Genomic DNA, 24,865 nt, shown 5'->3' on the forward strand with positions numbered 1-24,865 from the left:
TTTGATAACTTTACAGCTTTGTACAAAATGTACGTTGAAGGAACTATCGGCTAATAGACTGATTTTACTAGCCTATTTTTAATATCGTTCTATCATACAGGAAAAATCGTATGAAATTCTTCATGATGAAGCGTGTAATGCTGGCGATTGCACTCCCTGTACTTGTCGCTTATTTCGGTGGAAGTAAGGTCATGTCAGTTTATTGGGTGCCCCTGTTTTTTATCAGTGCGATGCTATGTGCAACAGCTTATGGCAAATATGTCGTCAGGAAAAACAATGATGCTACATTCAATTATCTGAATGAAAATAATGATGGGATCTATATTCATAAATTCAATGACTGCGTGATTCGGTTAGACAAAAATAAACAAGAAGTATTTCTTAAAAATAGCGCAGGAGAAGAAACCTATTCTTTTAATGACATCAAAGAGTGGCGCTACAACATTACCTATGGTGGTGAAGTTGCAGGTGCTGGATTAAGCAGTATCAGAGAGAACGGTAAAACATTAGGTCAAAACATCGCTGATACAGGTCTCTTTATCCGTGTAAAAGACGTGCGTAAACCAGAATGGCATATCCGGTTCTATCCTCGTAATGATGCTTTCAATTCGAGTAATGGGTTAAATGATTTGAAGACGCAGCTCAACCAATGGATGGAGATCTTTGATCAGAATTTAAATGCTGCATAGAACACTTTTAATAATCGCTAAGCCTGTATGCTGACATACAGGATTTTTTCATTTTAAAGTAATTAAATTTGACAACAGGAAAATGGTACGTCATAAGTTGAATAATATGGCTACCAGCTAGTACTGGTAGCCATATATCAGCAACCCCTTAGTAAACCGGTTGGCTATACAAAAGGATGCTGATAAAAATCGCTATCCTTAGCAGGTTTGTGAGATTATTATGCATAATCCACCTCCTTCTTTATAATTGTTATTTTAAGGACCTGTGGTCCAAGCGTATAGTAGCAGCAAAAGCACCCTCATGGGTGCTTTTTTTGTTCATCTAAGGGTATGTAATTGAGAAGTGTGGAGGAATCCAGTTTTGCAGAGAACTTCTTGTTCATCTATCGATGATAGTCAAGCCACGTTTTTCGGTGGGGAAGATACGACATAGCTTTCAGGTTGAAAATTCAAAAGTTAAAGATACTATTTATGCCCATGACTTTTATTATACTCGATGTCCCTTTTCCTCAAACTCATAGCCAACAGAGATCTATCATACTTTCTTTTTTCGTTAATGAAAACATTTTCACTATTTGTTTTGTTATTCAAAATAAAGTGAATAAGAAGACTGCACATCCTTCTTATTTTATCAGCATCGACTACTCTATTTTCTATATTGTTTATGAAGCAGTAATAAGAGGTAAGCATAAAAGATAAAACTACATCTCTGTTAGCTAACTCTATATTATCAATGTCTTTTTTATACTTGATATAGAAACCTACGCAAAAAAGATACGATTTATCAATTATATCTGATTCTGACATCCCGGACTCTTCGAGTTTTTTAATGAAGCGTTCAAAGAGTATCAGAAAACGTTCCATACTATTCAGTTTTTCCATAATATGCATCCTTGCAACTAATTTTATCATCCTGACAATTAATAAATAACAGTATTAGTTTAAATATCAATACCTCAGTGAAAATATATTTACAGCATGTAATGATAAATTTACTTAATTGTCGTTTTTTGCACGTAATGGCTCATTTAGCTGGTGTGGCTTAAGTCCATATTTATATGAATTGTACTGCCATAGTGTAAACTGTTCTTTATATCTGGCATTTTGCTTCTTCAGCATTTCATTTTCCGCTTCCAGATTTTTTATCCTCTGTGCAGCAATTATCAGATTAGCTGGTTTCCTAATAGGTACATTAGCTTCTTTGATTACTGCCTTTTTCATTAAATATACATCTACGATATCTTTATGCATATTTAGTGATTGTCTGGTTGGTTTCTTACCAATAAGTGATTTCACTTCCTCACAAAGAGCGTCCCATGTTAATTTACCATCCCACAGATGAATTGCATTTTTAATTTTATTGATATCTGTCTTTGTTAAATGTTTTGCCATACAGCCTCCTGTTTCTAAAATTATTATATTGTATATTTCTCCAGAGCTGACAATAAATTATTATGAAATGAAACCCATTTATCAGCCCCGTAAAAACCCTCATCCATAGCCTTTTTTGCTAATTGATGTAGTGTACGTTGTTTTTTTATTATTTCGTCGCGCTCTTGCATAGTCATTTTGTCATAGTCTGACGTAATATAACTCCCAGCTTCAGTTAATTTACTACAAGGTGGAATTAAATAATTATGGATACAATAACCATGAGGTGTTAAATGAATCGCGCCATGCTCTGGTTTGACAAATCCTTCAACATCGTCATGAGTATTGGACTGTTCTTCTTTTTGATTGCAATAGCGATGGTTTCCCAGCCTCATCAACCCAATTTTCTCAAGAATTTCCTCTTGTGAAGTATGATCGTAGTCTCTATTTTGCAAAATACTGACTCTTCCAGACCATTTGGCAATATCCAAATCAGACATATCACCTAAATGTGCCAGTGTATTTAAAAGATGTCTTGGCTGATGAGATCGCAAATAAAATGCTTCACCTGAAGCATCAAAATAATTATAACGTTCAAATATGTTTTTCATTCCTGAAACTGATTTTTTGGATTTACATATATCATTATAAAATAAGGCGTAAGTAGGTTTGTAAAGAACGTAACTATTTTCTAATTTAGATTCATTTAATTGATTAAGATTCAATAAGCACAGAGCATTGCTGTATTTCACGGATTTTTCTTTATCGAACCAAGGGAAATCCTCAGGTAATAAGTCAGTTATCATTTTCCATAGTGTTCTCAAAGTGTAATGTCCGTCTGCCGGATTCAAGAAAGAAATTCCGCCATCCAGACTGATTCGTTTTATCTTATTGATGCATTGTTTCTTATCACTAAGCAGATAACCAAGAGCCTGGCATACTTGAATAGCATCGAGTGGTTCGTTTTCATTCACGTTAGGACAAAGCGAGTGTCTGTAAAACTTACCAGGTGAGCATTCATACCATCGAGCAAGAGAGCGGGCATTGTCCGAAAGGACACGCAGCCTGCTAATCGCTTTCTTGGCAACAGGTACCATAACGTCAGGTATCCACTTGATAGTCGCACCACCACCTTTTGCTGCATAATAACGAAGCCCGTAGCGCCCCACGCCATTTTTATCTTTCCTCGTGATTTCACAGTCAGCAGGTAAAGCTAAAATCTCTGAGACTCGGCTAGGTGAGCACATTAATAAAGCACAAACAGATGTTGTAAACAGATCTCTTGAGCTGAGAACTTCATCTTTTTGAGAGAAAATATTAGCGACAGCAAGTAAAGCCTGCTCATCAGGAAGCTTATTTCTCCTGTTTTCATCTTCTTTTTCTGGAAGATAGCTTTTTTTATTTTTCAGCTTGATAGGGTTGACCCAACCCAGATAGCCAAATTTAACAAAATGATTTTCAGATAAAAAACAAGCCAATCTTTCAAGCTCATAACCACACTTATAAAGCACCTCATTCTTATAATAATTACTGGCTATCTGCAAAGCCTCATCCAGAACTATGGTAGAAACATTATATACATGTGCATTTTTACAGACTTGTAAAAGAGCTTTCTCAAGACACTTCAGCGCCATAATTTTTGCTCCTGTTTTTTTAGCTGGACTTAAAGCTTGCATGTATCGGACATAGCTTTTAGAGAAATCCATAAAGTTTTCATCTAAGAAAGAATCACCTTTAGCTTTATCTATCTTCCTAAAAACAGCGACACCTTTCCAGATAGAGGCATTCCATTGTAGATCCACGCCGAAAACTGTTAATTTTTCACGGCAGAAAAAAATGAAATCCTGGACGTTTCTTTCTGCATCTAAATCAGATTGAGACTTAAAAACAATACTATTCATCATAATCATCCTTTAGTTTCAAGAACACGGTTATAGTTTCTAAAATAAACACAACTACGGCATGGTATTTTCAGATTGTTAATACAAGATGAACAAGATTTTTCCACTAATAATCCTTTCAACTCATCCACAACACCATCATTAAGTTTCCCAAGAAAAGCATTAGCAAAAAAATTCAATCGTGCAGAAACGGCTTTATTTATTCTATTTATATTATCTGGTAGATTTTCAACATAAATACCTGCACTTGCTATTGAAGAATGATCAAGTAGCTCGGCAATAATATCAATACTTTCCCCATCACGGGCAAGCCTTGTTCCCAGAGTGTAGCGTAGTCTTCGTGCATTTATTTTCATGACTTCACCAGTTCTGATTGATATTACTGACTCGTCTTTAACTATCTTATTCAAAATATAATCAACAATGTTTTTAGAAGCATGAAATATATCAGAAGAAAGTTTTTCTATGATATTCCTATCGTTCTTCAGATAACCATAATCTATCTTACTTAGAAATACAGGAACTTCGCTTATTTCTTCTTGGGTAAGAGTCCTTCCAATTTTCCCCTCAAATATTTTTACCGAAGAAAAAGCCTGCTTTTTAATAAGATTGAAAACATATTCACTAACCATTAGTTTTCTAAAAGATTTTCTGAACCCCAAACCTTGCTTAATTCTCGGAAAATTTATAAACTGCCCTATTTCACCGTAGATTGTTTCTTCACGAATTATATCTTTAAATTTTAAAGAAGTAATTTGCAATGGCCTTCTTCCGGTAAAACTAACTAACATCGTTATCGAAAAATCAAATAACGTAATATTGCCAACCTCATACGCAATTTTGAGTGCATTATTAAAAGCATGATGTTCATCATCAGTTAATGGTCCTCTCTGTGGACATTCCTGTTTTACAACATAGCCAGATTCTTTGACTTTTAAGATCATCGCTTTTAAAAGCGTTATAGTTTTTTCATTAACACCATAATAGCCTAATGAGTACCATTTCTTTAAAAAAGACCTTAGGTTAACTAAATACTGAACTCGAACATTAGAAAGAGTATCCTTATAATTCAGAATAGTTGACTCATCAATATAAGAAGGATTCATGATTCTAACAAAATGGCTCATAGCGCTGTTAACATTTATAGCATAGCGAGGACTATACTTGCAGGCATAAAAGGCCAATGTTTTCCTGTATCCCTCAATCAATTTAGGATGCAGAACAGAAGATACCAAATTTGTATTAATAACGGAGTCCCTGTCTAAAATCCATTTGTCATCATCCATGAAAAAATAATAACCAGTATGTTTCACTTCCAAAGGTATATGTTTCTCAAGAAATCGGGAGTTATTCATTTATAAATTTCTCCATCATTTTGTTTTGAAAAGATAATGAGGTTTTATATGATTCTTCTTCAATATGTCTCCTGTTATAAATCTTTGCCATTTCTGAACCAGGGCACCACCCCATTATATAACTTCTGATTTTTGCTTCCCTTTCCTCTGAAAAACGCTCATCCATTTCATCTATATTTTTAGAAAAATCATAATTCCAGGTATGTCTCAACATATGACCGCTCAACTCATTTAACTCTGCATGGGATTTACTAATTATCTTGATGATTTTATGGTATGCTGATTTAGATAAAGGCATACCAACTGTTTTACCTGATTTATTTGTGATAAAAAGGAAATCATTACCTTTAGAATTTCTTACTTTGTTTCTATCGCCAGTAATAAATTTATAGATTTCTTTCATCAACACATCACCTATAGGGAGTTTCCTTTCACATGTCTTGACAAGGGGTTGATACAATCGCGGATCAGATTTATCATCAGCTCGCCTTCTAATTGCAATTGTAGAATGGCAAAGATCGATATCACTAATCCTGAGATTCAAAAGCTCCCCTGCTCTGAGTCCAAGTGAATAGAGTAAAAGGATAATTAGTCGATTACGACTCTGAACTTCGAGCGAAAATGGATTTTCCATTCCACCTGGTTTTAAAATATGAAAAATAAGATCAATCTGTCTTTGAGTTAGAGTCTTATCTGATATGTTTTTTTGATATCTGTCTGTATTAGACGGTCTTTCATTTTTTAAGTTATTTATAAATGAATTTATTTCAGCCCCTACATTTTTATGATTTGATGAAGATAAAATAACATTGCAAAGCCATTTAATATAATCACAGATAACCATAAACCTGAAATATTTAGTAGGTCCCTTTACATAAGTAGAAATCACCTTGCCTTTTTTAAAACTCTTCGACATGTAATCTAAAAGGGAAGTTATTTCATCAAAACTCAAAAACTCCAATTTTAGTATCCTTTCTTCAATATTTATTGAAAAGAAAGAAAAAAAGTTTTGAAGTAAAACCAATCCACCAGCTATTGATTGCATAGTATTGATGGAGTTTGATTGGTTCCTTACCTGTGTAATTAAGTAAAGATTAGGGTAATAAATTGGCTCCCCAGTAAATTTATTCACCACATGGCAAAACCTTTCGCCATTCTTAAAAACAAATGAATTTACAGAATATTTTTTCATATAAGATCCTTTTTAAATTTTACATTTACCTATAAGTCATTAATATTAATAAATCATGATTTTATTTTTTACAAAAAAAATAATCATGAAATTGAAATTTATCGTTATGATTTAATTAATTACAGCGTAAAATTTTCGCACCTTATATAAGGTGTATCTAGTTAGCATTCTATTCACCTAATACTTACCAATAAACCTCTAAGCCTTATAAACACTATAAGGTCATTTTAGTCTGTAAATTTTTTCGTAAATTATATCTGTCAATAATACGACAGGATTTTACATAACTTGATAATTAATATGAATTAAAGATAATGTTGGATAATTATTTTTGATAACGTTTTTAATGTTTCAGTTTCTTTTATTAATGACAGCCATGTTTCATAAACATAGAATCTTTCAAATTTATCAAGCTGATTTATATCCTTAATTGGATCTACAACATTCCCCATTAAATACTGGCTCAACCAATATACGATTTTCTTTGTAAAATTATTATCAGGGAGTTCATAAATAGCATTAGAGTCAAATATTTCATCAAACATCCCTTCGCTAAGATTGCACATATGATTTTCATCGTTAATAAATTTTTCGATATTCATTTAACCCCCACACTTAGGCCACATTATTTCTGGAGTTATCAATAGTTAATTGAATCCACTCTTCCACTTCACTTTCAATGAAAGCAACGGCACGAGCACCTATTTTTACGGGGGGAGGAAAACGTTTTTGGTTGATGAGGTGATAGATCCATGCTTTACCGTATCCAGTACGATGCAGAACTTCTGGTAAACGAATAAGGCGGGTGCTGTGCTGATTCATAGTCGTTTCCTCTTGTGTTGTTTTTGATGGAAACGACTATACGAATGAATAGGCAAAAAAAGCAGTGAGGTTCAGAACACCTAAATGATAGAAATTAACTCTTTTCAGAATCAGAGAGTTTCATGGTGTCTGAAACTCTCATGTTTTTTAAATGACTATTCTTGTTTATGAAGTAATAAAACTGCCTGATGAAGTCTACTGAGGTCGCTTTGAGGGCAAGTGGTCTGTCGGTATCTTTGACATGATAGTGAAGTCTGATCTGACTTTCATCATCATCATCGGTATAAAGCAGCCTAGACAGGCGATCATCCGATACACGAATCTGTTTAATCTTTGTCCACACTAAAATGTCGAGCATAGGTATGATTCGATAGTTGATAAGCTTCTTAATGGTTCCATATCCAAAGCGAACGGAATCCAGAGGGTTTTCCTGTATTTCCATGTACTTACGCCACTGAGGTAATGCCGCTTTGAGTGATTCCGCAATTTCGTCGTCTGTGCCACTTGATAGATCAACTTCTAACATGACTGTTCTTTGGAATTGGTCGGGTAAACTTTCGTAGAGAGTTTCTTCCTGTAGCTCACCGTTGATTGAATACTTATCATCGCAATGCCACACAAAAGTGCCCCGTTGCATTGCGATGATGCTCAGTTCAGCAAGTCGTTCAAGTGTAGTTAGAAAGAAATGAGGCGGTTGAAACAATCGGTTGTCCGGTGCCATATAGCCAAGTTGCTTTTCCTCAATCAAGAATGGATTTCCGCTGAAAATTTTTTCGAAGTATCCCATTAGGGCTTTTGCCTCAAAATCCTCCCTGTAGCTTTTGAAGAACAGTGTTCTGGCCCACAGCTCGTGGTATAACTGTAGAAGGGTGAGATCTTCGAACTTACGATATGTGTCGATATCTAACCATTTCTTGATTTCTTTGGTATGTTCAGTTGTCCAGTTTTTCACTCATCCTCTCCGTCTATAACTCAATATTTAAGTAAACTATACGGGGGGTGATTCGGGGAGTAAATATCGATTTAAAGATCTTTAGTTGTTATCAACCCGCTGATTATTAAAGAAAATAACAATGGAATCGATATTCAGATCCAGAACATCGAGTGATCCTGCCCCGCATGCCATCAAGCCCGCGCCAAGCGGGCTTTTTTATGGCTGAAGATCAGCGATGGGCGGCCGCCTGCTCTTCATCAATCAGCCCCATTTTCTGCAGCTGCACCGCAATGCTCCAGGTTGAGCGCTCGAACTCATCGCTCAGCGCTTCCAGTGTCGCCCCGGCCGCATGGCTCTCACGCAGCCGCAGTTTTTCTTCTTCCGGCCAAGGGAAGTAGGCATTGGCCGGCCGGCCCTCGGCCAGATTCTTCTGCCGCTTCTCCTCCGGCGTCAGCCGGGCTTTTTTCTGCAGTTCGGCTTCACCGTCGAACTCGTTGGCCAACGCGAACAGAAGGCGGATAGCCTCCGGCGCACAGGCCGCCGAAGCCGGTCTCAACAGCTCGCCGGTGTCGGGATTAACGCCGTTGGCCAGCGCCCTGAGCAACGTGCCGGTATTCATCGTTTGCCTCCTTGTCCGAGAAAATACGCGCCGGTCGTGGCGCTCTGTTCAGGCATTTTTCTCTGCCTCTCTCGAGAAAACCACGCTTTACGCCATGAAAAAGCGCCAGTTGCGAGCCAGATTCCAGGCGTTTGCACGCGAGTGACGGCGATTGCATCAGGTTGCGTGCCGGCAGGCCTCTGGGCAACCGGCCACCGGGAAGCTTATGAAAAACTGCCGAGCAGCGCGTGCGGATGACAATCGGCAAGATATCCCGCACGCCATAAGTATTTTGTTCTAATTATCACGCAAGGTAATGAAAGGGCGGCGATGCTGTGGCTAAATGTGTTTTTTTCCTGCCCGTGAACCGTACGGACCGTTTATGCCACAAATTCTGCAATTTATTATGGCTCTGGTGGTGATCATCGCCCTGGCGCTGCTGGTCAGCAATAATCGCAAGAAAATCCGCCTGCGCTATATCATCCAGCTGCTGGTGATCGAAGGCGCGCTGGCCTATTTCTTCCTGCACTCCGCCAGCGGGCTCAGCGTGATCAAACACGTCGCCGGCTTCTTCGACACCCTGCTCGCCTACGCCGCCCAAGGATCGGAGTTCGTGTTCGGCGGCATGAGCAAGGATGGTCTGGCATTCATCTTCCTCGGCGTTTTGTGCCCTATCATCTTTATTTCCGCCCTGATCGGCATTTTGCAGCATTTCCGCATCCTGCCGCTGATCATTCGCCTGGTCGGCACCTTGCTGTCCAAGGTCAACGGCATGGGCAAGCTGGAATCGTTCAACGCCGTCAGCACGCTGGTGCTGGGGCAGTCGGAGAACTTCATCGCCTATAAAGGCATCATCGGCGATATCTCGCCGCGCCGCATGTACACCATGGCCGCGACCGCCATGTCGACGGTATCGCTCTCCATCGTCGGCGCCTACATGTCGATGATCGACGCGCAGTACGTAGTGGCGGCATTGATCCTTAACATGTTCAGCACCTTCATCATTCTGTCGATCATCAACCCGTATCAGGTTGAAGACGAGCCGGAGCTGAAGCTGAACAAACTGCATGAAGATCAGAGCTTCTTCGAAATGTTGGGCGAATACATTCTGGCCGGCTTCAAGATTGCGATGATCATCGCGGCGATGCTGATCGGCTTTATCGCGCTGATCTCCGCCGTCAATGCGCTGTTCTCCGCGGTGCTCGGCATCAGCTTCCAGCAGATCCTCGGCTATGTGTTCTATCCGCTGGCCTGGCTGATCGGTATCCCGGCGGAAGAGGCTCTGAAGGCGGGCAGCATCATGGCGACCAAACTGGTGGCCAACGAATTCGTGGCGATGATTGAGCTGAAGAAAATCGCGGCGGAACTGTCGCCTCGCGGGCTGGGCATTCTGTCGGTGTTCCTGGTGTCGTTCGCCAACTTCGCCTCCATCGGCATCGTCGCCGGCGCCATCAAGGGACTGAACGAGCAGCAAGGCAACGTGGTTTCCCGTTTTGGCCTGAAGCTGGTTTACGGCTCGACGCTGGTGAGCCTGCTGTCGGCGGCCATCGCCGGCCTGGTGCTGTAATCCCCACTCCCGGCCGCAGGGCCGGGAGTTCGCTTTAAAACGCCACGCACACCGGCGCATCCACCCGCATTACCGAATCCTGCGCAAACTGTTGCTTGTAGCCGCTGCGCAGCGCCTCGATATTCGCCTCGCTCTCTTTGCCCGGTGCATGGATCAGCAGCAGCGCCTTGCTGTTCTCGCGCGCCAGCTTGCCGTCGTGGCCCAGCCACTGCCCTTTGGCATCAAAGACCGTCAGCCCGTCTTTAAAGCGCGGCGTCACCTGGCTATCGACAAAGGTTTGCCACTCGGCGGCGGTGATCGCCGGCCCCGCCGGGCGATTCAGGCCGAAGTAGAGCGTTGTTTGCACCAGCGGATCGCCGGTGCGGCAAGCCGGGGCGGGTGGCACAGCCTGGTGGCCTGGCGCCACGCAGCCGCTCAGCAGCAAGGCGGCCACCACGGCGCCGGCGGCCAATCTCGGGGAGTTTTTCATCTGCAGTCTCGGTTTATCGGTTGAAGGATTCGCTGCAAAAAGCATAGTCAGCGATGGAAACCAGCGCGAAATTTCTAATACTTTAATCAACAGCCAGATGTTAAAAAAGGCTGGTTATCGGCAATAAAAACGGAGTTTGGATTAGCTAAATTAATCCGAAACGCCATCGGTGAAAAAAACTCAGTGGCGCGCGTCCTCGGCGGCGATTACCCTGCCGGCCATCATTCTGACGCAAGTACGCTGTGAATCCCTTATGTTACTAAGCATCCTTTATATCATCGGCATCACCGCCGAAGCCATGACCGGCGCGCTGGCGGCCGGCCGCCGCCAAATGGACATGTTCGGCGTGATCATCATCGCTTCGGTCACGGCGATCGGCGGCGGGTCGGTGCGCGATATGCTGCTCGGGCATTTTCCATTGGGCTGGGTCAAACACCCGGAATACATCGTCATCGTCGCGATAGCGGCGATCGTCACCACCTGGGTGGCTCCCCTGATGCGCCATTTGCGCCGCCTGTTCCTGGTGCTCGACGCCGTCGGCCTGATCGTCTTCTCCATCATCGGCGCGCAGGTGGCCCTGGATATGGGACACAGCGCCATTATCGCCGCCATCGCCGCGGTGATCACCGGCGTCTTCGGCGGGGTGCTGCGCGACATGTTCTGCAACCGTATCCCGCTGGTTTTCCAGAAGGAGATCTACGCCGGCATCTCCTTCAGCGCCGCCTGGCTGTATATCGGCCTGCAGCACCTCAGCCTGCCGCACAATCTGGTGGTGATCCTCACGCTGGTCGCCGGCCTGAGCGCGCGCCTGATCGCCCTGCGCTTCCGCCTTGGCCTGCCGGTGTTCAACTACCAGCATCCGGATCACTGATCTCGGGGCGGCAACGCGCCGCCGCCGAGACCAAAACTGCAGAAATGTCGCCCTTCGACGCGCAAATTCGCTCATTCGCCGCTTTTTCCGCGCAAAGCGGCGGGCAAAATGCGAGCTAACGCTGCACCCGGCGCGTTAGCCGTGTATACTGTGCGGAGAAAATACACATCCGCTGTTATTGGCATATCAACCGTTATCAACGAACATCATCATGGCTCAAGGCACGCTTTATATTGTCTCTGCTCCCAGTGGCGCAGGTAAATCAAGTCTGATTCAGGCTTTGTTAAAGACGCAACCGCTGTACGACACGCAGGTTTCAGTTTCGCACACCACGCGCGACAGCCGCCCGGGTGAAAATCACGGCGAGCACTATTTCTTCGTCTCGAAAGACGAATTCCGCCGGATGATCGAGCAGGACGCGTTTCTTGAGCACGCCGAAGTGTTCGGCAACTATTACGGCACCTCGCGCGCCGCCATCGAACAAGTATTGTCGACCGGCGTGGACGTGTTTCTGGATATCGACTGGCAGGGCGCGCAGCAAATCCGCGCCAAAATGCCGCAGGCGCGCAGCATCTTCATTCTGCCGCCGTCGAAGGAAGAACTGGGCCGACGCCTGCGCGGGCGCGGGCAGGATTCCGAAGAGGTGATCGCCAAGCGCATGGCTCAGGCCGTGGCGGAAATGACGCATTACGCGGAGTACGATTACCTGATCGTGAACGATGATTTCGATCTGGCGCTGTCCGATCTGAAGACCATCATTCGCGCCGAACGCCTGCGTTTGGGCCGCCAGTTGCTGCGGCATGACGCTTTAATCAGCAAACTATTGGCAGACTGAAGGCAGTTTCAGTATCATGCCCAGTCTTTTCGTCACCTGTGGAGTAGCACAAATATGGCACGCGTAACTGTTCAAGACGCTGTAGAGAAAATTGGTAACCGTTTTGACCTGGTGTTGGTCGCTGCTCGTCGGGCGCGTCAGATCCAGACCGGCGGCAAAGATGCACTGGTTCCGGAAGAGAACGACAAGTACACCGTTATCGCCCTGCGCGAAATCGAAGAAGGCCTGATCACCAGCCAGATCCTCGACGTGCGTGAGCGCCAGGAACAGCAAGAGCAGGAAGCCGCAGAGATTCAAGCGGTTACCGCGATTGCTGAAGGTCGTCGTTAATTAGACTGCGAGTCCGCCTTGTACCTGTTTGAAAGCCTGAATCTGCTGATTCAACGTTACCTGCCCGAGGAGCAGATTAAGCGCCTCAAACAGGCATACCTCGTCGCGCGCGACGCGCACGAGGGCCAGACACGCTCCAGCGGTGAGCCTTACATTACTCACCCGGTCGCCGTGGCCTGCATCCTGGCGGAAATGCGTCTCGATCACGAGACGCTGATGGCGGCATTGCTGCACGACGTCATCGAAGACACCCCAGCCACCTATCAAGATATGGAACAGCTGTTCGGCAAGAGCGTCGCCGAACTGGTTGAGGGCGTCTCCAAGCTCGACAAGCTGAAGTTCCAGGACAAGAAAGAAGCGCAGGCGGAAAACTTCCGCAAGATGATCATGGCGATGGTGCAGGATATCCGCGTCGTGCTGATCAAGCTGGCCGACCGTACGCACAACATGCGCACCCTCGGTTCGCTGCGCCCCGACAAACGCCGGCGCATCGCGCGTGAAACCCTGGAAATCTACAGCCCGCTCGCCCACCGTCTGGGTATTCATCACCTGAAGACCGAGCTGGAAGAGCTGGGCTTCGAGGCGCTGTATCCGAACCGTTATCGCGTGATCAAGGAAGTGGTGAAAGCCGCACGCGGCAACCGCAAAGAGATGATTCAAAAAATCCTCTCCGAGATCGAAGGGCGACTGACCGAAGCCGGCATCGCCTGCCGCGTCAGCGGGCGGGAAAAACACCTCTACTCCATCTACCTCAAGATGCACCTCAAGGAACAGCGTTTCCATTCCATCATGGATATCTACGCGTTCCGGGTGATCGTGAAAGAGGTCGATACCTGCTACCGCGTGCTCGGCCAGGTGCACAGCCTGTACAAACCGCGCCCGGGGCGAGTGAAAGATTACATCGCCATTCCCAAGGCCAACGGCTATCAATCGCTGCATACCTCGCTGATCGGCCCGCACGGCGTGCCGGTCGAAGTGCAGATCCGCACCGAAGACATGGACCAGATGGCTGAGATGGGGGTAGCCGCGCACTGGGCTTACAAGGAAAGAGAACAGGGCGAAACCGGCACCACGGCGCAGATCCGCGCCCAGCGCTGGATGCAGAGCCTGCTGGAACTGCAGCAAAGCGCCGGTAGTTCGTTTGAGTTTATCGAGAGCGTCAAATCCGATCTGTTCCCGGATGAGATTTACGTTTTCACCCCGGAAGGCCGCATCGTCGAGCTGCCCGCCGGCGCCACGCCGGTCGATTTCGCCTATGCGGTGCATACCGATATCGGCCATGCCTGCGTCGGCGCGCGCGTCGATCGTCAGCCATACCCGCTGTCGCAGTCGCTGACCAGCGGCCAGACCGTCGAGATCATCACCGCGCCGGGCGCGCGGCCCAACGCCGCCTGGCTGAACTTCGTGGTCAGCTCGAAAGCGCGCGCCAAAATTCGCCAGATGCTGAAGAACCTCAAGCGCGACGACTCCGTCGGCCTCGGCCGCCGTCTGCTCAACCACGCGCTGGGCGGCAGCCGCAAGCTGGCCGAAATCCCGCAGGAAAACATTCAGCACGAGCTGGACCGTATGAAGCTGGCGACGCTGGACGATCTGCTGGCGGAAATCGGCCTCGGCAACGCCATGAGCGTGGTGGTGGCGAAGAACCTGCAGGGCGATCAGTCCAGCCTGGGCGCATCCTCCGGCGTGCGCAACCTGGCCATCAAGGGCGCCGACGGGGTGTTGATCACCTTCGCCAAGTGCTGCCGTCCGATTCCGGGCGATCCGATTATCGCTCACGTCAGCCCGGGCAAAGGGCTGGTGATCCACCATGAGTCCTGCCGCAATATTCGCGGCTATCAGAAAGAGCCTGAGAAGTTCATGGCGGTCGAGTGGGATAAAGAGACCGAGCAGGAGTTCATCGCCGAGATCAAGGTGGATATGTTTAACCACCAGGGCGCGCTGGCCAACCTGACGGCGGCGATCAACGCGGCCGAGTCCAATATTCAGAGCCTGAACACCGAAGAGAAAGACGGTCGGGTTTATAGCGCCTTTATCCGCTTGACCACCCGCGATCGCATCCATTTGGCAAACATTATGCGTAAAATCCGTATCATGCCGGATGTGATCAAAGTTAACCGCAACCGAAACTAGCGCTTATGAGTCCTGAACGCTATGCGCGGATTTGTGAAATGCTTGCGACCCGGCAGCCGGATCTGACGGTCTGCCTGGAGCAGGTGCACAAGCCGCATAACGTCTCCGCCATTATCCGCACCGCCGACGCCGTCGGCGTGCATCAGGTCCACGCCGTGTGGCCCACCACCCGCATGCGCACCCTGGTTTCCTCCGCCGCCGGCAGCAACAGCTGGGTCAGCGTCAAAACCCATCGCTCCATCGGCGACGCGGTCGGTCACCTGAAAGCGCAGGGCATGCAAATTCTGGCCACCAATCTGTCTGCGCGCGCGGTCGATTTCCGCGAGGTGGATTATACCCGGCCCACCTGCGTGCTGCTCGGCCAGGAAAAAACCGGCATCACCGAAGAAGCGCTGGCGCTGGCCGATCGGGACATCGTCATTCCGATGATCGGCATGGTGCAATCGCTCAACGTCTCCGTGGCCTCGGCACTGATCCTGTATGAAGCACAGCGCCAGCGGCAGAACGCCGGCCTGTATCGCCGCGACAACAGCATGCTGGATGAAGAAGAGCAGCAGCGTCTGCTGTTCGAAGGCGGTTACCCGGTGCTGGCCAACGTAGCCAAGCGCAAAGGGCTGCCACGCCCGCAGATTGACGAGCAGGGCCAGGTGGTCGCCAGCGCCGAATGGTGGGCGGCCATGCAGGCGACGGTGCGCAAATGAAAGGCCGCCTGCTGGATGCTGTCCCACTCACCACGCTTTCCGGGGTTGGCGCCAGCCAGGCGGGCAAACTGGCCAAACTCGGCCTCGAGACCATTCAGGATCTGCTGCTGCACCTGCCGCTGCGCTACGAAGACCGCACCCGCCTCTACCCGATCAACGATCTGCTGCCGGGCATCTACGCCACGGTAGAAGGGGAAGTGCTGCGCAGCGACATCAGCTTCGGCCGCCGCCGCATGCTGACCTGCCAGATCAGCGACGGCACCGGCATCCTCACCATGCGGTTCTTCAACTTCAACGCCGCAATGAAGAACAGCCTGGCCACCGGCCGCCGCGTGACCGCCTACGGCGAGATCAAGCGCGGCAACCACGGCGCGGAAATCATCCATCCGGAATACCGCATTCAGGGCGAAGCCAGCGAGGTTGAGCTGCAAGAGTCGCTGACGCCGGTCTACCCCACTACCGAAGGGGTGCGGCAGGCTACGCTGCGCAAGCTAACCGATCAGGCGCTGGAGCTGCTGGATACCTGCGCTATCGCCGAGCTGCTGCCGCCGGAGCTGAGCGGCGGCCTGATGAGCCTGCCGCAGGCGCTGCACACCCTGCATCGCCCGCCGCCGGACATCCAGCTGGCGGATCTGGAGCTGGGCAAACACCCGGCGCAAAAACGCCTGATCCTTGAAGAGCTGCTGGCGCATAACCTCAGCATGCTGGCGGTGCGCGCCGGCGCGCAGAGCTATCAGGCGCAGCCGCTGCTGCCGGACGATCGGCTGAAAAACCGTTTTCTCGCCCAGCTGCCGTTCTCGCCGACCGGCGCGCAAACGCGCGTGGTGGCCGACATCGAAGCCGATATGCAAAAAGACTTCCCGATGATGCGGCTGGTGCAGGGCGACGTCGGCTCCGGCAAAACGCTGGTGGCGGCGCTGGCGGCGCTGCGCGCCATCGCGCACGGCAAGCAGGTAGCGCTGATGGCGCCGACCGAGCTGCTGGCCGAGCAGCACGCCAACAATTTCCGTCAGTGGTTTGAACCGCTGGGGCTGGAGGTCGGCTGGCTGGCCGGCAAACAGAAAGGCAAGGCGCGCATCGCGCAGCAGGAGGCTATCGCCAGCGGCCAGGTGTCGATGGTGGTCGGCACCCACGCCATCTTCCAGGAGCAGGTGCAGTTCAACGGCCTGGCGCTGGTGATCATTGATGAGCAGCACCGCTTCGGGGTGCATCAGCGGCTGGCGCTGTGGGAGAAAGGCGAAGAGCAAGGCTTCCACGCCCATCAGCTGATCATGACCGCCACGCCGATCCCGCGCACGCTGGCGATGACCGCCTATGCCGATCTCGATACTTCGGTCATCGACGAGCTGCCGCCGGGCCGCACGCCGGTGACCACCGTCGCCATCCCCGATACCCGCCGCGCCGACATCATTCAACGGGTGAAGAGCGCCTGTCTGGAAGAGGGGCGGCAGGCTTACTGGGTATGTACGCTGATCGAAGAGTCCGAGCTGCTGGAAGCGCAGGCGGCGGAAGCCACCTGGGAAGAACTGAAAACCGCGCTGCCAGAGCTGAAGGTAGCGCTGGTGCACGGCCGCATGAAAGCGCAGGAAAAGCAGGCGGTGATGCAGGCGTTTAAACAGGGCGAGCTGCAGCTGTTGGTGGCCACTACGGTGATCGAAGTCGGCGTCGACGTGCCGAACGCCAGCCTGATGATCATCGAAAACCCGGAGCGGCTGGGCCTGGCTCAGCTGCACCAGCTGCGCGGCCGCGTAGGGCGCGGCGCCGTGGCCTCACACTGCGTGCTGCTGTACAAAACGCCGCTGAGCAAGACTGCGCAAACGCGCCTGCAGGTGCTGCGCGACAGCAACGATGGCTTCGTCATCGCGCAGCGCGATCTGGAGATCCGCGGCCCGGGCGAGCTGCTGGGCACCCGCCAGACCGGCAGCGCCGAATTCAAGGTGGCGGATCTGCTGCGCGATCAGGCGATGATCCCCGAAGTGCAGCGCGTCGCTCGCCATCTCCACCAGCACTATCCGGAGCACGCCCAGGCGCTGATCGAACGCTGGCTGCCGGAGAAGGCGCGCTACTCCAACGCATAAAAAAGGGCGCCGCAGGCGCCCTTTTCGCGATGACCCGCGATATCACCCCACCGCCGGGAACACCGGCAGCAGCAGATACAGCTTGATGACGATGGCATTGGCGATATCGATAAAGAACGCCCCCACCATCGGCACCACCAAAAACGCCACGTGCGACGGGCCGAAACGATCGGTGATCGCCTGCATGTTGGCGATCGCCGTCGGCGTGGCGCCCATGCCGAAGCCGCAGTGGCCGGCAGCCAGCACCGCCGCGTCGTAGTTTTTACCCATCACCCGATAGGTGACGAAGATCGCGTACAGCGCCATGACCAGCGTCTGCACCGCCAGGATCGCCAGCATCGGCAGCGCCAGCGAGGCCAGCTCCCACAGGCGCAGGCTCATCAACGCCATCGCCAGGAACAGCGACAGGCTGACATTGCCCAGCACCGACACCGCCCGCTCGAACACGGTATAGAAACCGGTGAAGGCCAGCGTGTTGCTGAGGATCACCCCGACGAACAGCACGCAAACGAAGTTCGGCAGTTCAAACACCGTGCCGCTCAGCAGGCCGGCAATCAGCTGCCCCAGACTCAGACAGATGGCGATCATGGCGATGGTTTCGATCATCACCAGCGAGGTGATCAGACGGCCGCTTTCCGGCTTCTCGAAGCCGCTCGGCTGCACGCTGTCATCCGGGGTGCCTTCCGGCGTGGAGGAGTGCTTGACCAGATAGCGCGCCACCGGGCCGCCGATCAGGCCGCCCAGCACCAGGCCGAAGGTGGCGCAGGCCATGGCGACTTCCGTGGCGTTCTCGAAGCCGTAGCGCTCGATGAATAGCTTGCTCCAGGCCGCCCCGGTGCCGTGGCCGCCCGACAGGGTGATCGACCCGGCGATCAGGCCCATCAGCGGATCCAACCCCAGCATTTTCGCCATGCCGATGCCGATGGCGTTCTGCACGATAAGCAGCCCCAGCACCACGAACAGGAACACCACCAGCACCTTGCCGCCGGCGCGCAAACGCGCCAGGTTGGCGTTCAGGCCGATGGTGGCGAAGAAGGCCAGCATCAGCGGATCCTTCAGCGACATGTCAAAACTGATTTCCCAGTTGACGAGCTTTTTCAGGGCTAACAGCAGGAGGGCCACCAGCAAACCGCCGGCGACGGGAGCGGGAATGGTATATTTTCGCAGCAGAGGAATGGTTCTGACGCACTTGCCCCCGAGGAGCAAAACCAGCGTCGCCGCGACTAACGTGCCATAAGTATCAAGATGAAACATCCAGGTACTCCATGTAAGGAAAAAGATCCAAATAAAAATAATAAGTTATAGAAAACCACTGAGTTTTTAAACTTGATGAGTGCAGGATTAGAAGTAAAAAACGCTGAGATGACAAGAAAAAATGAATGAAAATGCGACATAAACAGGAAAGTCGGCAACATAATATTTACGCGCAACCGTTTGCTTTTGTGGGACGGAGCATTAAAATGCCTGCTTTGCCGTATCTGGAAACGCCACACCATGAGCATGTCATCCTCCGAGCTTGATGCCGCGCGCCAAGCCGCCTCAGAACCCCGCGCCAGTGAACTGATTTATCGCCTGGAAGATCGCCCGCCGCTGCCGCAAACGCTGTTTGCCGCCGGCCAGCATCTGCTGGCGATGTTCGTCGCGGTGATCACCCCGGCCCTGCTGATCTGCCAGGCGCTGGGTCTGCCGGCACAGGATACCCAGCACATCATCAGCATGTCGCTGTTCGCCTCCGGTCTGGCTTCCATTCTGCAAATCAAAACCTGGGGGCCGGTGGGTTCCGGGCTGCTGTCGATTCAGGGCACCAGCTTCAACTTCGTTTCGCCGCTGATCATGGGCGGCCTGGCGCTGAAAAACGGCGGCGCCGACGTGCCGACCATGATGGCCGCGCTGTTCGGTACCCTGATGGTCGCCTCCTGCACCGAAATTCTGCTGTCGCGCGTGCTGCATCTGGCGCGCCGCATCATCACCCCGCTGGTTTCCGGCATCGTGGTGATGATCATCGGCCTGTCGCTGATTCAGGTCGGCCTGACCTCGATCGGCGGCGGCTACGCCGCGATGAACGATCATAGCTTCGGCTCGCCGAAAAACCTGCTGCTGGCCGGCGCGGTGCTGGCGGTAATCATCCTGCTGAACCGCCAGCGCAACCCTTACCTGCGCGTGGCTTCGCTGGTGATCGCCATGGCGGTCGGCTATCTGTTGGCCTGGGCGATGGACATGCTGCCCGCCGATGCGCCGGCGGCCCCCACGGCGGCGATCACCATCCCCACGCCGCTCTATTACGGCCTGGGCTTCGACTGGAACCTGCTGCTGCCGCTGATGCTGATCTTTATGGTCACCTCGCTCGAGACCATCGGCGACATCACCGCCACCTCCGACGTCTCCGAACAGCCGGTCAGCGGGCCGCTGTACATGAAGCGCCTGAAGGGCGGCGTGCTGGCCAACGGCCTGAACTCGATGCTGTCGGCGGTGTTCAACACCTTCCCCAACTCCTGCTTCGGCCAGAACAATGGCGTGATCCAACTGACCGGCGTCGCCAGCCGCTACGTCGGCTTCGTGGTGGCACTGATGCTGATCGCGCTGGGGCTGTTCCCGGCGGTGGCCGGCTTCGTGCAGCACATCCCCGAACCGGTACTGGGCGGCGCGACCATCGTGATGTTCGGCACCATCGCCGCCTCCGGCGTGCGCATCGTATCGCGCGAGCGTCTGAACCGCCGCGCCATCATGATCATGGCGCTGTCGCTGGCCGTCGGCATGGGCGTCTCCCAGCAGCCGCTGATCCTGCAGTTCGCGCCGGACTGGCTGAAAACCCTGCTCTCTTCCGGCATCGCCGCCGGCGGTATTACCGCCATCGTGCTGAACCTGGTGTTCCCGCAGGAACACGAGAAGAAGTAACCCGTCCATTGGCGTTCAAACGGCCGCTTGCGGCCGTTTTTTATTGTCTATCAGACCATTGCCCTTGAGATGCCCGGCCAATTGCGGCATAAACAGGGTATCTTTTTTGACCGATGCGGATGTAGACGATGAAATTTATCGGAAAGCTGTTGCTGACGTTGCTGCTGCTGATCGTGCTGGCGGCAGTGGTACTGTACTTGGTCGGGCAAACCCGCTGGGCGGCAGGCCGCCTGAGCGCCTGGATCAGCGACAACAGCGAATACCGCCTGTCGATAGGAAAAATCACCCATTCGTGGAGCCAGCCGGACCAGATCGGTCTGGAAGACGTGCAGCTGGCACGCAACGGCCAGCCGCAGGCGCTGGTCGCCAAACGCGTCGATCTGGGCCTCAGCCTGCGCCAAATCACCGAGCCGCGCTATTTTCACAGCGTCACGCTGCGCGACGGCACGCTGAACGTGCAGCCGCAGGCGGCGGCGCTGCCTGTACAGGCCGACGTGCTGCAGCTGAGCAACATGGCGTTGCAGTCCAACGATAACGAGTGGCAACTCAACGCGCAGCAGGTCACTGCCGGCATCACGCCGTGGCGCCCGCTGGCCGGTCATCTGCTGGGGGACAACAACCAGTTCCAGTTCAGCGCCGGTTCGATGACGCTGAATGGCATCCCCGCCTCGAAGGTGTTGGTGCAGGGGGAGCAGAAGCAGGGCCAGCTGCTGTTGAACAACTTCGGCGCCGATCTGGCGCAGGGCGACCTGACCGGCGTGGCCAGCCGCGCCGCCGACGGCAGTTGGCAGGTGGATCGCCTGCGGCTGAGCGGCGTGCGCATGCAGACCCCGCTGACGCTGGCGGAATTCATGCAGCGCTTTACCACCCTGCCGCCGGTCACCCTCAAGCGTTTCGATCTGATCGACGCGCGCCTGGAAGGCAAGGCATGGGCGTTTAACGATCTCGATCTGTCGCTGCAAAACGTCAGCGTCGAAAAAGGCGACTGGCGCAGCGAAGACGGCTCGCTCAACGTCAACGCCAGCGACGTGATCAACGGCGGCTTCCACCTGATCGATCCGATCGCCACCCTGCGGCTCTCCTCCGCCGGCATCGCCATTCAACAGTTCACCACCCGCTGGGAAGGCGGGCTGCTGCGCACCTCCGGCAACTGGCTGCGCGCCAGCAAACGCCTGCAGCTGGATGAAGTGGCCATGGCGGCGCTGGAGTACACCCTGCCGAGCGACTGGCGCGAACTGTGGCTGAAACCGCTGCCGGACTGGCTGGCGGAGGTGTACGTCACCAAGCTGACCACCAACCGCAATCTGATCATCGATATCAACCCGGCATTCCCGTTCCAGATCACCGCGCTGGACGGCTACGGCAGCAACCTGCTGCTGGCGCGCGATCGCCAGTGGGGCATATGGTCCGGATCGCTCAACCTGAACGGCAGCGAGGCGACCTTCAACAAGATAGACGTGCGGCGCCCTTCGCTGGCGCTGAACGCCGACGCCAATCAGATTAACGTCACCGAGCTCAGCGCCTTTATGCCTAATGGGTTGCTTGAGGCCAAAGCGACCGTCGATCAGCTGCCGGGCAAGCCTTTCCAGCTGACGCTGCACGGCCGTTCGGTACCGATGAACACCTTGCAGCAATGGGGATGGCAGCCGGTGCCGCTGACGGGCGACGGCAACCTTGAGCTGCAGTTGAAAGGGCTGCTGAACAGCGACGGGCCGTTCAAAGCCTCGTTGAAGGGAAATCTGCAGGCCACCGCCGGCGACGGCCAAGCGGTGAACCAGCAACTGCCGTAATGCCCTGCGCGGCCCGCCCTCAGGCAGGCCGCCGTCTTACTCTTCCAGCGCCTCAGAGCCGCCCTGATCCAGCGGCACATCCGGCTCGGCCGGCAGCACCATGTAGGTGCCTTCGAACACCGCACCTTTATCCTCGTCGCCGAACAGATGCACTTCGGCGTGCACGCGCGCGCGGCGGCCGCGCGCCAGACGCGCCAAATCGCCGCTCAGCGAGCCGAGATCCGCCACCGCTCGCGGCCTGCCGGTAATCGGTTTGCTGTAGCGAATGTGCGCGTCCGCCAGAATGATGGTGCCGCCGAGGTGGCGCTCGCGCAGCAGCAGCCAAATCAGCCCCCAGGCGGTCAGCGTCGCCAGCGAGAACAGGCTGCCGGCGAACAGCGTGTGGTGCGGATTCTGGTTGCCGGTCTCGGGCATGGTGGTGACGAAGCGCTGGCCGGTGTATTGGCTGATGCGCACGCCCATCTTTTCGCTCAGCGGGATGTGTTCATACCAGGCCTGCTGCAGTTGGCCGCACCAATCGGGGCGATGCAGGATATCGTCCAGCGTCGCTACCGGTTTGATCATCAAAAAGTGGCGGATCGGGGTGGTCTGCGGCGCAGTGATCTCCCCCTGATTGACGAACCCCAGCTTGGCGAAGAAGTCCACCGCGTCCTCACGGGCGCTGCACACCACCCGCTTCACGCCCTCCTGCCGCGCAACGGACTCCAGCGTCATCGCCACCAGCGTCCCCAGCCCTTTATCCTGCAGCGTCGGGTCTACCGCCAGAAAACGGATCGCCGCCTCGTTGTCGGCATTGATGTACAGCCGCCCGATGGCGACGATTTTACCGGCCTCGTCCACCACCATTTGGTGATGGGCCATGGCGTCATAGGCATCCTTTTCCGAACCCACCGGCTGGTGCAGCGGCTTGCGCAGCATTTCCCAGCGAAACTGGTAATACTCCTTCAGTTCTTGCTCTGTTACGGGTACTCGTAGGTGATACATAGACGCCTGTTCTCCGAATGCTTAGACCTGTAGCCAGAATGTCACCGGACCATCGTTGACCAGCGCCACCTGCATGTCGGCGGCGAATTCGCCGGTCTGGATCTCTACGCCGCGTTCGCGGCACTGGCCAACAAAATATTGATACAACCGATCGGCGACCAAAGGTGCGGCGCCGCGCGAGAAGCTGGGCCGCATGCCCTTTTGGGTGTCCGCCGCCAGGGTGAACTGCGAAACGACCAGCACGCTGCCCCCGGCCTGCTGGACGTTGAGATTCATCTTGTCGTTCTCGTCGCCGAAAATGCGGTATCCCAACACGCGTTCGCACAGGCGCTGCGCTTTTTGCTCGTTATCGCCCTGCTCCACGCCCAATAACACTAACAAACCGGGGCCAATCTTGCCTACCGTCTCGCCACCCACCGTGACGCTGGCGTTTAACACCCGTTGAATCAACGCAATCATTCCTGCTGCCCTTCTGGTTTCTGTTCCTGTTGCTCCGCCTTCTGCCGGCGGTAGTCGCGGTATTCGCCGATGGTCACGGTGATTTCCGCGCCGAGTAACACGATACACCAGCTCCAGTAGACCCACAGGAATAAAATCGGGATCACCGCCAGCACGCCGTAAATCAGCTGATAGGAGGGGAACATGGTGACGTACAGCGCGAATCCCTTCTTGCCCAGCTCGAACAGCAACCCGGCCACCACTGCGCCAATCAGCGCGTCTTTGGGCGGCACCCGCACCGTCGGCACGATGCAATACAGCAGCCAGAAGGAAGCGCACGACAAAATCAGCGGGAAGATGCGCAGTACCTGATCCACCAGGCCGTTGACGCCGGTCTGCGCTAGCCAGTTGAGCGACAGCAGGTAGGAGCTGATGGCCATGCTGGCACCCACCAGCAGCGGCCCCAGCGTCAGCACCATCCAGTACACTGCGAAGGAGAAGACGATCGGCCGCTTGTTCTTGCTGCGCCAGATGGTGTTCAGCACGCTGTCCACCGAGGAGATCAACAGCAGCGCGGTGACGATCAGCCCGCAGGTGCCGACGGCGGTCATCTTGTTGGAGTTGGCGACGAACTGTTCCAGGTAGTTCTGTATGACGTTGCCGGCGGCCGGCACGAAATTGGAAAAGATGAAGCTCTTCAGCTGTTCGCTGATGTCGGAAAACATCGGGAAAGCGGCGAACAGCGCGAACACCACAGTGACCAGCGGCACCAGCGACAGCAGGGAAACATAGGCGAGATGGCCCGCCAACATCGTCAGGCCATCGTGATCGATACGCTGGTACAGCAGCCGTCCGAAGGTGACGCCGGGCTTAATCGCAGAGGGCAGCTTCTTGCGGCGGAAAAACGACATGGTC

The 24,865-nt window shown here is 52.2% G+C and carries 24 protein-coding genes; 10 read left to right on the plus strand and 14 right to left on the minus strand.

Annotation, left to right across the window (positions count from 1 at the left end; genetic code table 11):
* The first annotated feature begins 110 nt into the window (after positions 1-110).
* Complete coding sequence (locus tag SSARUM_RS23595; RefSeq protein ID WP_282494002.1) at positions 111-689, plus strand: DUF4755 domain-containing protein; 579 nt, start codon at positions 111-113, stop codon at positions 687-689.
* 465 nt (positions 690-1,154) lie between these two features.
* On the opposite strand, the gene SSARUM_RS23600 is transcribed toward SSARUM_RS23595, so the two are convergent.
* The 9 genes from SSARUM_RS23600 to SSARUM_RS23640 form a co-directional block, all read right to left on the minus strand.
* On the minus strand, positions 1,155-1,571 hold the full coding sequence (locus SSARUM_RS23600) for a hypothetical protein (protein ID WP_282494004.1): 417 nt from the start codon (positions 1,569-1,571) through the stop codon (positions 1,155-1,157).
* Positions 1,572-1,685: 114 nt separating this feature from the next.
* On the minus strand, positions 1,686-2,081 hold the full coding sequence (locus SSARUM_RS23605) for a hypothetical protein (RefSeq protein ID WP_282494006.1): 396 nt from the start codon (positions 2,079-2,081) through the stop codon (positions 1,686-1,688).
* 23 nt (positions 2,082-2,104) lie between these two features.
* Complete coding sequence (locus SSARUM_RS23610; RefSeq protein ID WP_282494008.1) at positions 2,105-3,964, minus strand: DNA-binding protein; 1,860 nt, start codon at positions 3,962-3,964, stop codon at positions 2,105-2,107.
* Between the two features lie 2 nt (positions 3,965-3,966).
* On the minus strand, positions 3,967-5,316 hold the full coding sequence (locus tag SSARUM_RS23615) for a site-specific integrase (protein ID WP_282494010.1): 1,350 nt from the start codon (positions 5,314-5,316) through the stop codon (positions 3,967-3,969).
* Positions 5,309-6,508, minus strand: coding sequence for a tyrosine-type recombinase/integrase (locus SSARUM_RS23620; protein ID WP_282494012.1), 1,200 nt, complete (start codon positions 6,506-6,508; stop codon positions 5,309-5,311). The genes SSARUM_RS23615 and SSARUM_RS23620 overlap by 8 nt, the downstream gene beginning before the upstream one ends.
* A gap of 305 nt (positions 6,509-6,813) precedes the next feature.
* Positions 6,814-7,110 (minus strand): hypothetical protein, encoded by a 297-nt coding sequence (locus tag SSARUM_RS23625; RefSeq protein WP_078309530.1) that lies wholly within the window; start codon positions 7,108-7,110, stop codon positions 6,814-6,816.
* A 13-nt stretch (positions 7,111-7,123) separates the two neighbouring features.
* A complete protein-coding gene (locus SSARUM_RS23630; protein ID WP_282494015.1) occupies positions 7,124-7,330 on the minus strand; it encodes a helix-turn-helix transcriptional regulator in 207 nt (68 codons plus the stop codon).
* Between the two features lie 94 nt (positions 7,331-7,424).
* On the minus strand, positions 7,425-8,282 hold the full coding sequence (locus SSARUM_RS23635; protein WP_282494016.1) for a DUF6387 family protein: 858 nt from the start codon (positions 8,280-8,282) through the stop codon (positions 7,425-7,427).
* Between the two features lie 211 nt (positions 8,283-8,493).
* Complete coding sequence (locus SSARUM_RS23640) at positions 8,494-8,883, minus strand: hypothetical protein (RefSeq protein ID WP_033636479.1); 390 nt, start codon at positions 8,881-8,883, stop codon at positions 8,494-8,496.
* Positions 8,884-9,244: 361 nt separating this feature from the next.
* On the opposite strand from SSARUM_RS23640, the gene SSARUM_RS23645 reads away from it, so the two are divergent.
* A complete protein-coding gene (locus SSARUM_RS23645; protein WP_004931212.1) occupies positions 9,245-10,429 on the plus strand; it encodes a NupC/NupG family nucleoside CNT transporter in 1,185 nt (394 codons plus the stop codon).
* A 34-nt stretch (positions 10,430-10,463) separates the two neighbouring features.
* Here the strand turns inward: SSARUM_RS23645 and SSARUM_RS23650 are convergent, their stop codons facing one another.
* Positions 10,464-10,898 (minus strand): DUF3574 domain-containing protein, encoded by a 435-nt coding sequence (locus SSARUM_RS23650; RefSeq protein ID WP_047569999.1) that lies wholly within the window; start codon positions 10,896-10,898, stop codon positions 10,464-10,466.
* A 253-nt stretch (positions 10,899-11,151) separates the two neighbouring features.
* Between SSARUM_RS23650 and SSARUM_RS23655 the strand changes: the two genes are divergently transcribed.
* From SSARUM_RS23655 to recG, 6 genes are all read left to right on the plus strand, one after another.
* Positions 11,152-11,769, plus strand: coding sequence for a trimeric intracellular cation channel family protein (locus tag SSARUM_RS23655; protein ID WP_025304704.1), 618 nt, complete (start codon positions 11,152-11,154; stop codon positions 11,767-11,769).
* A 211-nt stretch (positions 11,770-11,980) separates the two neighbouring features.
* Positions 11,981-12,604: a guanylate kinase gene (gene gmk, locus SSARUM_RS23660; RefSeq protein WP_033636481.1), complete on the plus strand. Its 624-nt coding sequence runs from the start codon at positions 11,981-11,983 to the stop codon at positions 12,602-12,604.
* 54 nt (positions 12,605-12,658) lie between these two features.
* The gene (rpoZ, locus tag SSARUM_RS23665) at positions 12,659-12,934 is read left to right on the plus strand and encodes a DNA-directed RNA polymerase subunit omega (protein ID WP_004931221.1); all 276 of its coding nucleotides are present in this window, start codon (positions 12,659-12,661) and stop codon (positions 12,932-12,934) included.
* A gap of 18 nt (positions 12,935-12,952) precedes the next feature.
* The gene (spoT, locus tag SSARUM_RS23670; RefSeq protein ID WP_019452189.1) at positions 12,953-15,064 is read left to right on the plus strand and encodes a bifunctional GTP diphosphokinase/guanosine-3',5'-bis pyrophosphate 3'-pyrophosphohydrolase; all 2,112 of its coding nucleotides are present in this window, start codon (positions 12,953-12,955) and stop codon (positions 15,062-15,064) included.
* Positions 15,065-15,069: 5 nt separating this feature from the next.
* Complete coding sequence (gene trmH, locus SSARUM_RS23675) at positions 15,070-15,765, plus strand: tRNA (guanosine(18)-2'-O)-methyltransferase TrmH (RefSeq protein ID WP_033649746.1); 696 nt, start codon at positions 15,070-15,072, stop codon at positions 15,763-15,765.
* Positions 15,762-17,843, plus strand: coding sequence for an ATP-dependent DNA helicase RecG (recG, locus tag SSARUM_RS23680; protein WP_033636486.1), 2,082 nt, complete (start codon positions 15,762-15,764; stop codon positions 17,841-17,843). Before trmH ends, recG begins: the two co-directional genes overlap by 4 nt.
* Positions 17,844-17,885: 42 nt before the next feature.
* Here the strand turns inward: recG and gltS are convergent, their stop codons facing one another.
* Positions 17,886-19,097: a sodium/glutamate symporter gene (gene gltS, locus SSARUM_RS23685; RefSeq protein WP_033649747.1), complete on the minus strand. Its 1,212-nt coding sequence runs from the start codon at positions 19,095-19,097 to the stop codon at positions 17,886-17,888.
* A 240-nt stretch (positions 19,098-19,337) separates the two neighbouring features.
* Between gltS and SSARUM_RS23690 the strand changes: the two genes are divergently transcribed.
* Positions 19,338-20,738 carry a nucleobase:cation symporter-2 family protein gene (locus SSARUM_RS23690; RefSeq protein ID WP_019452186.1) on the plus strand — a complete coding sequence of 467 codons (1,401 nt, stop codon included), beginning with the start codon at positions 19,338-19,340 and terminating at the stop codon, positions 20,736-20,738.
* 128 nt (positions 20,739-20,866) lie between these two features.
* Positions 20,867-22,528, plus strand: a complete 1,662-nt coding sequence (locus SSARUM_RS23695; RefSeq protein WP_033649748.1) for an AsmA family protein — start codon at positions 20,867-20,869, stop codon at positions 22,526-22,528.
* Between the two features lie 36 nt (positions 22,529-22,564).
* Here SSARUM_RS23695 and fabY read toward each other — a convergent pair whose 3' ends face one another.
* Genes fabY through SSARUM_RS23710 form a run of 3 tightly spaced genes read right to left on the minus strand, consistent with a single transcriptional unit; the run spans position 22,565 to position 24,861 of the window.
* The gene (gene fabY / locus SSARUM_RS23700) at positions 22,565-23,512 is read right to left on the minus strand and encodes a fatty acid biosynthesis protein FabY (RefSeq protein ID WP_033636491.1); all 948 of its coding nucleotides are present in this window, start codon (positions 23,510-23,512) and stop codon (positions 22,565-22,567) included.
* A 21-nt stretch (positions 23,513-23,533) separates the two neighbouring features.
* Positions 23,534-23,971: a D-aminoacyl-tRNA deacylase gene (gene dtd / locus SSARUM_RS23705; RefSeq protein WP_060426996.1), complete on the minus strand. Its 438-nt coding sequence runs from the start codon at positions 23,969-23,971 to the stop codon at positions 23,534-23,536.
* Positions 23,968-24,861 (minus strand): virulence factor BrkB family protein, encoded by an 894-nt coding sequence (locus SSARUM_RS23710; RefSeq protein ID WP_060388464.1) that lies wholly within the window; start codon positions 24,859-24,861, stop codon positions 23,968-23,970. The genes dtd and SSARUM_RS23710 overlap by 4 nt, the downstream gene beginning before the upstream one ends.
* Positions 24,862-24,865 lie beyond the last annotated feature (4 nt).

This window comes from Serratia sarumanii (genome assembly GCF_029962605.1).
In the GTDB taxonomy this organism is placed as follows: Bacteria; Pseudomonadota; Gammaproteobacteria; order Enterobacterales; family Enterobacteriaceae; genus Serratia; species Serratia sarumanii.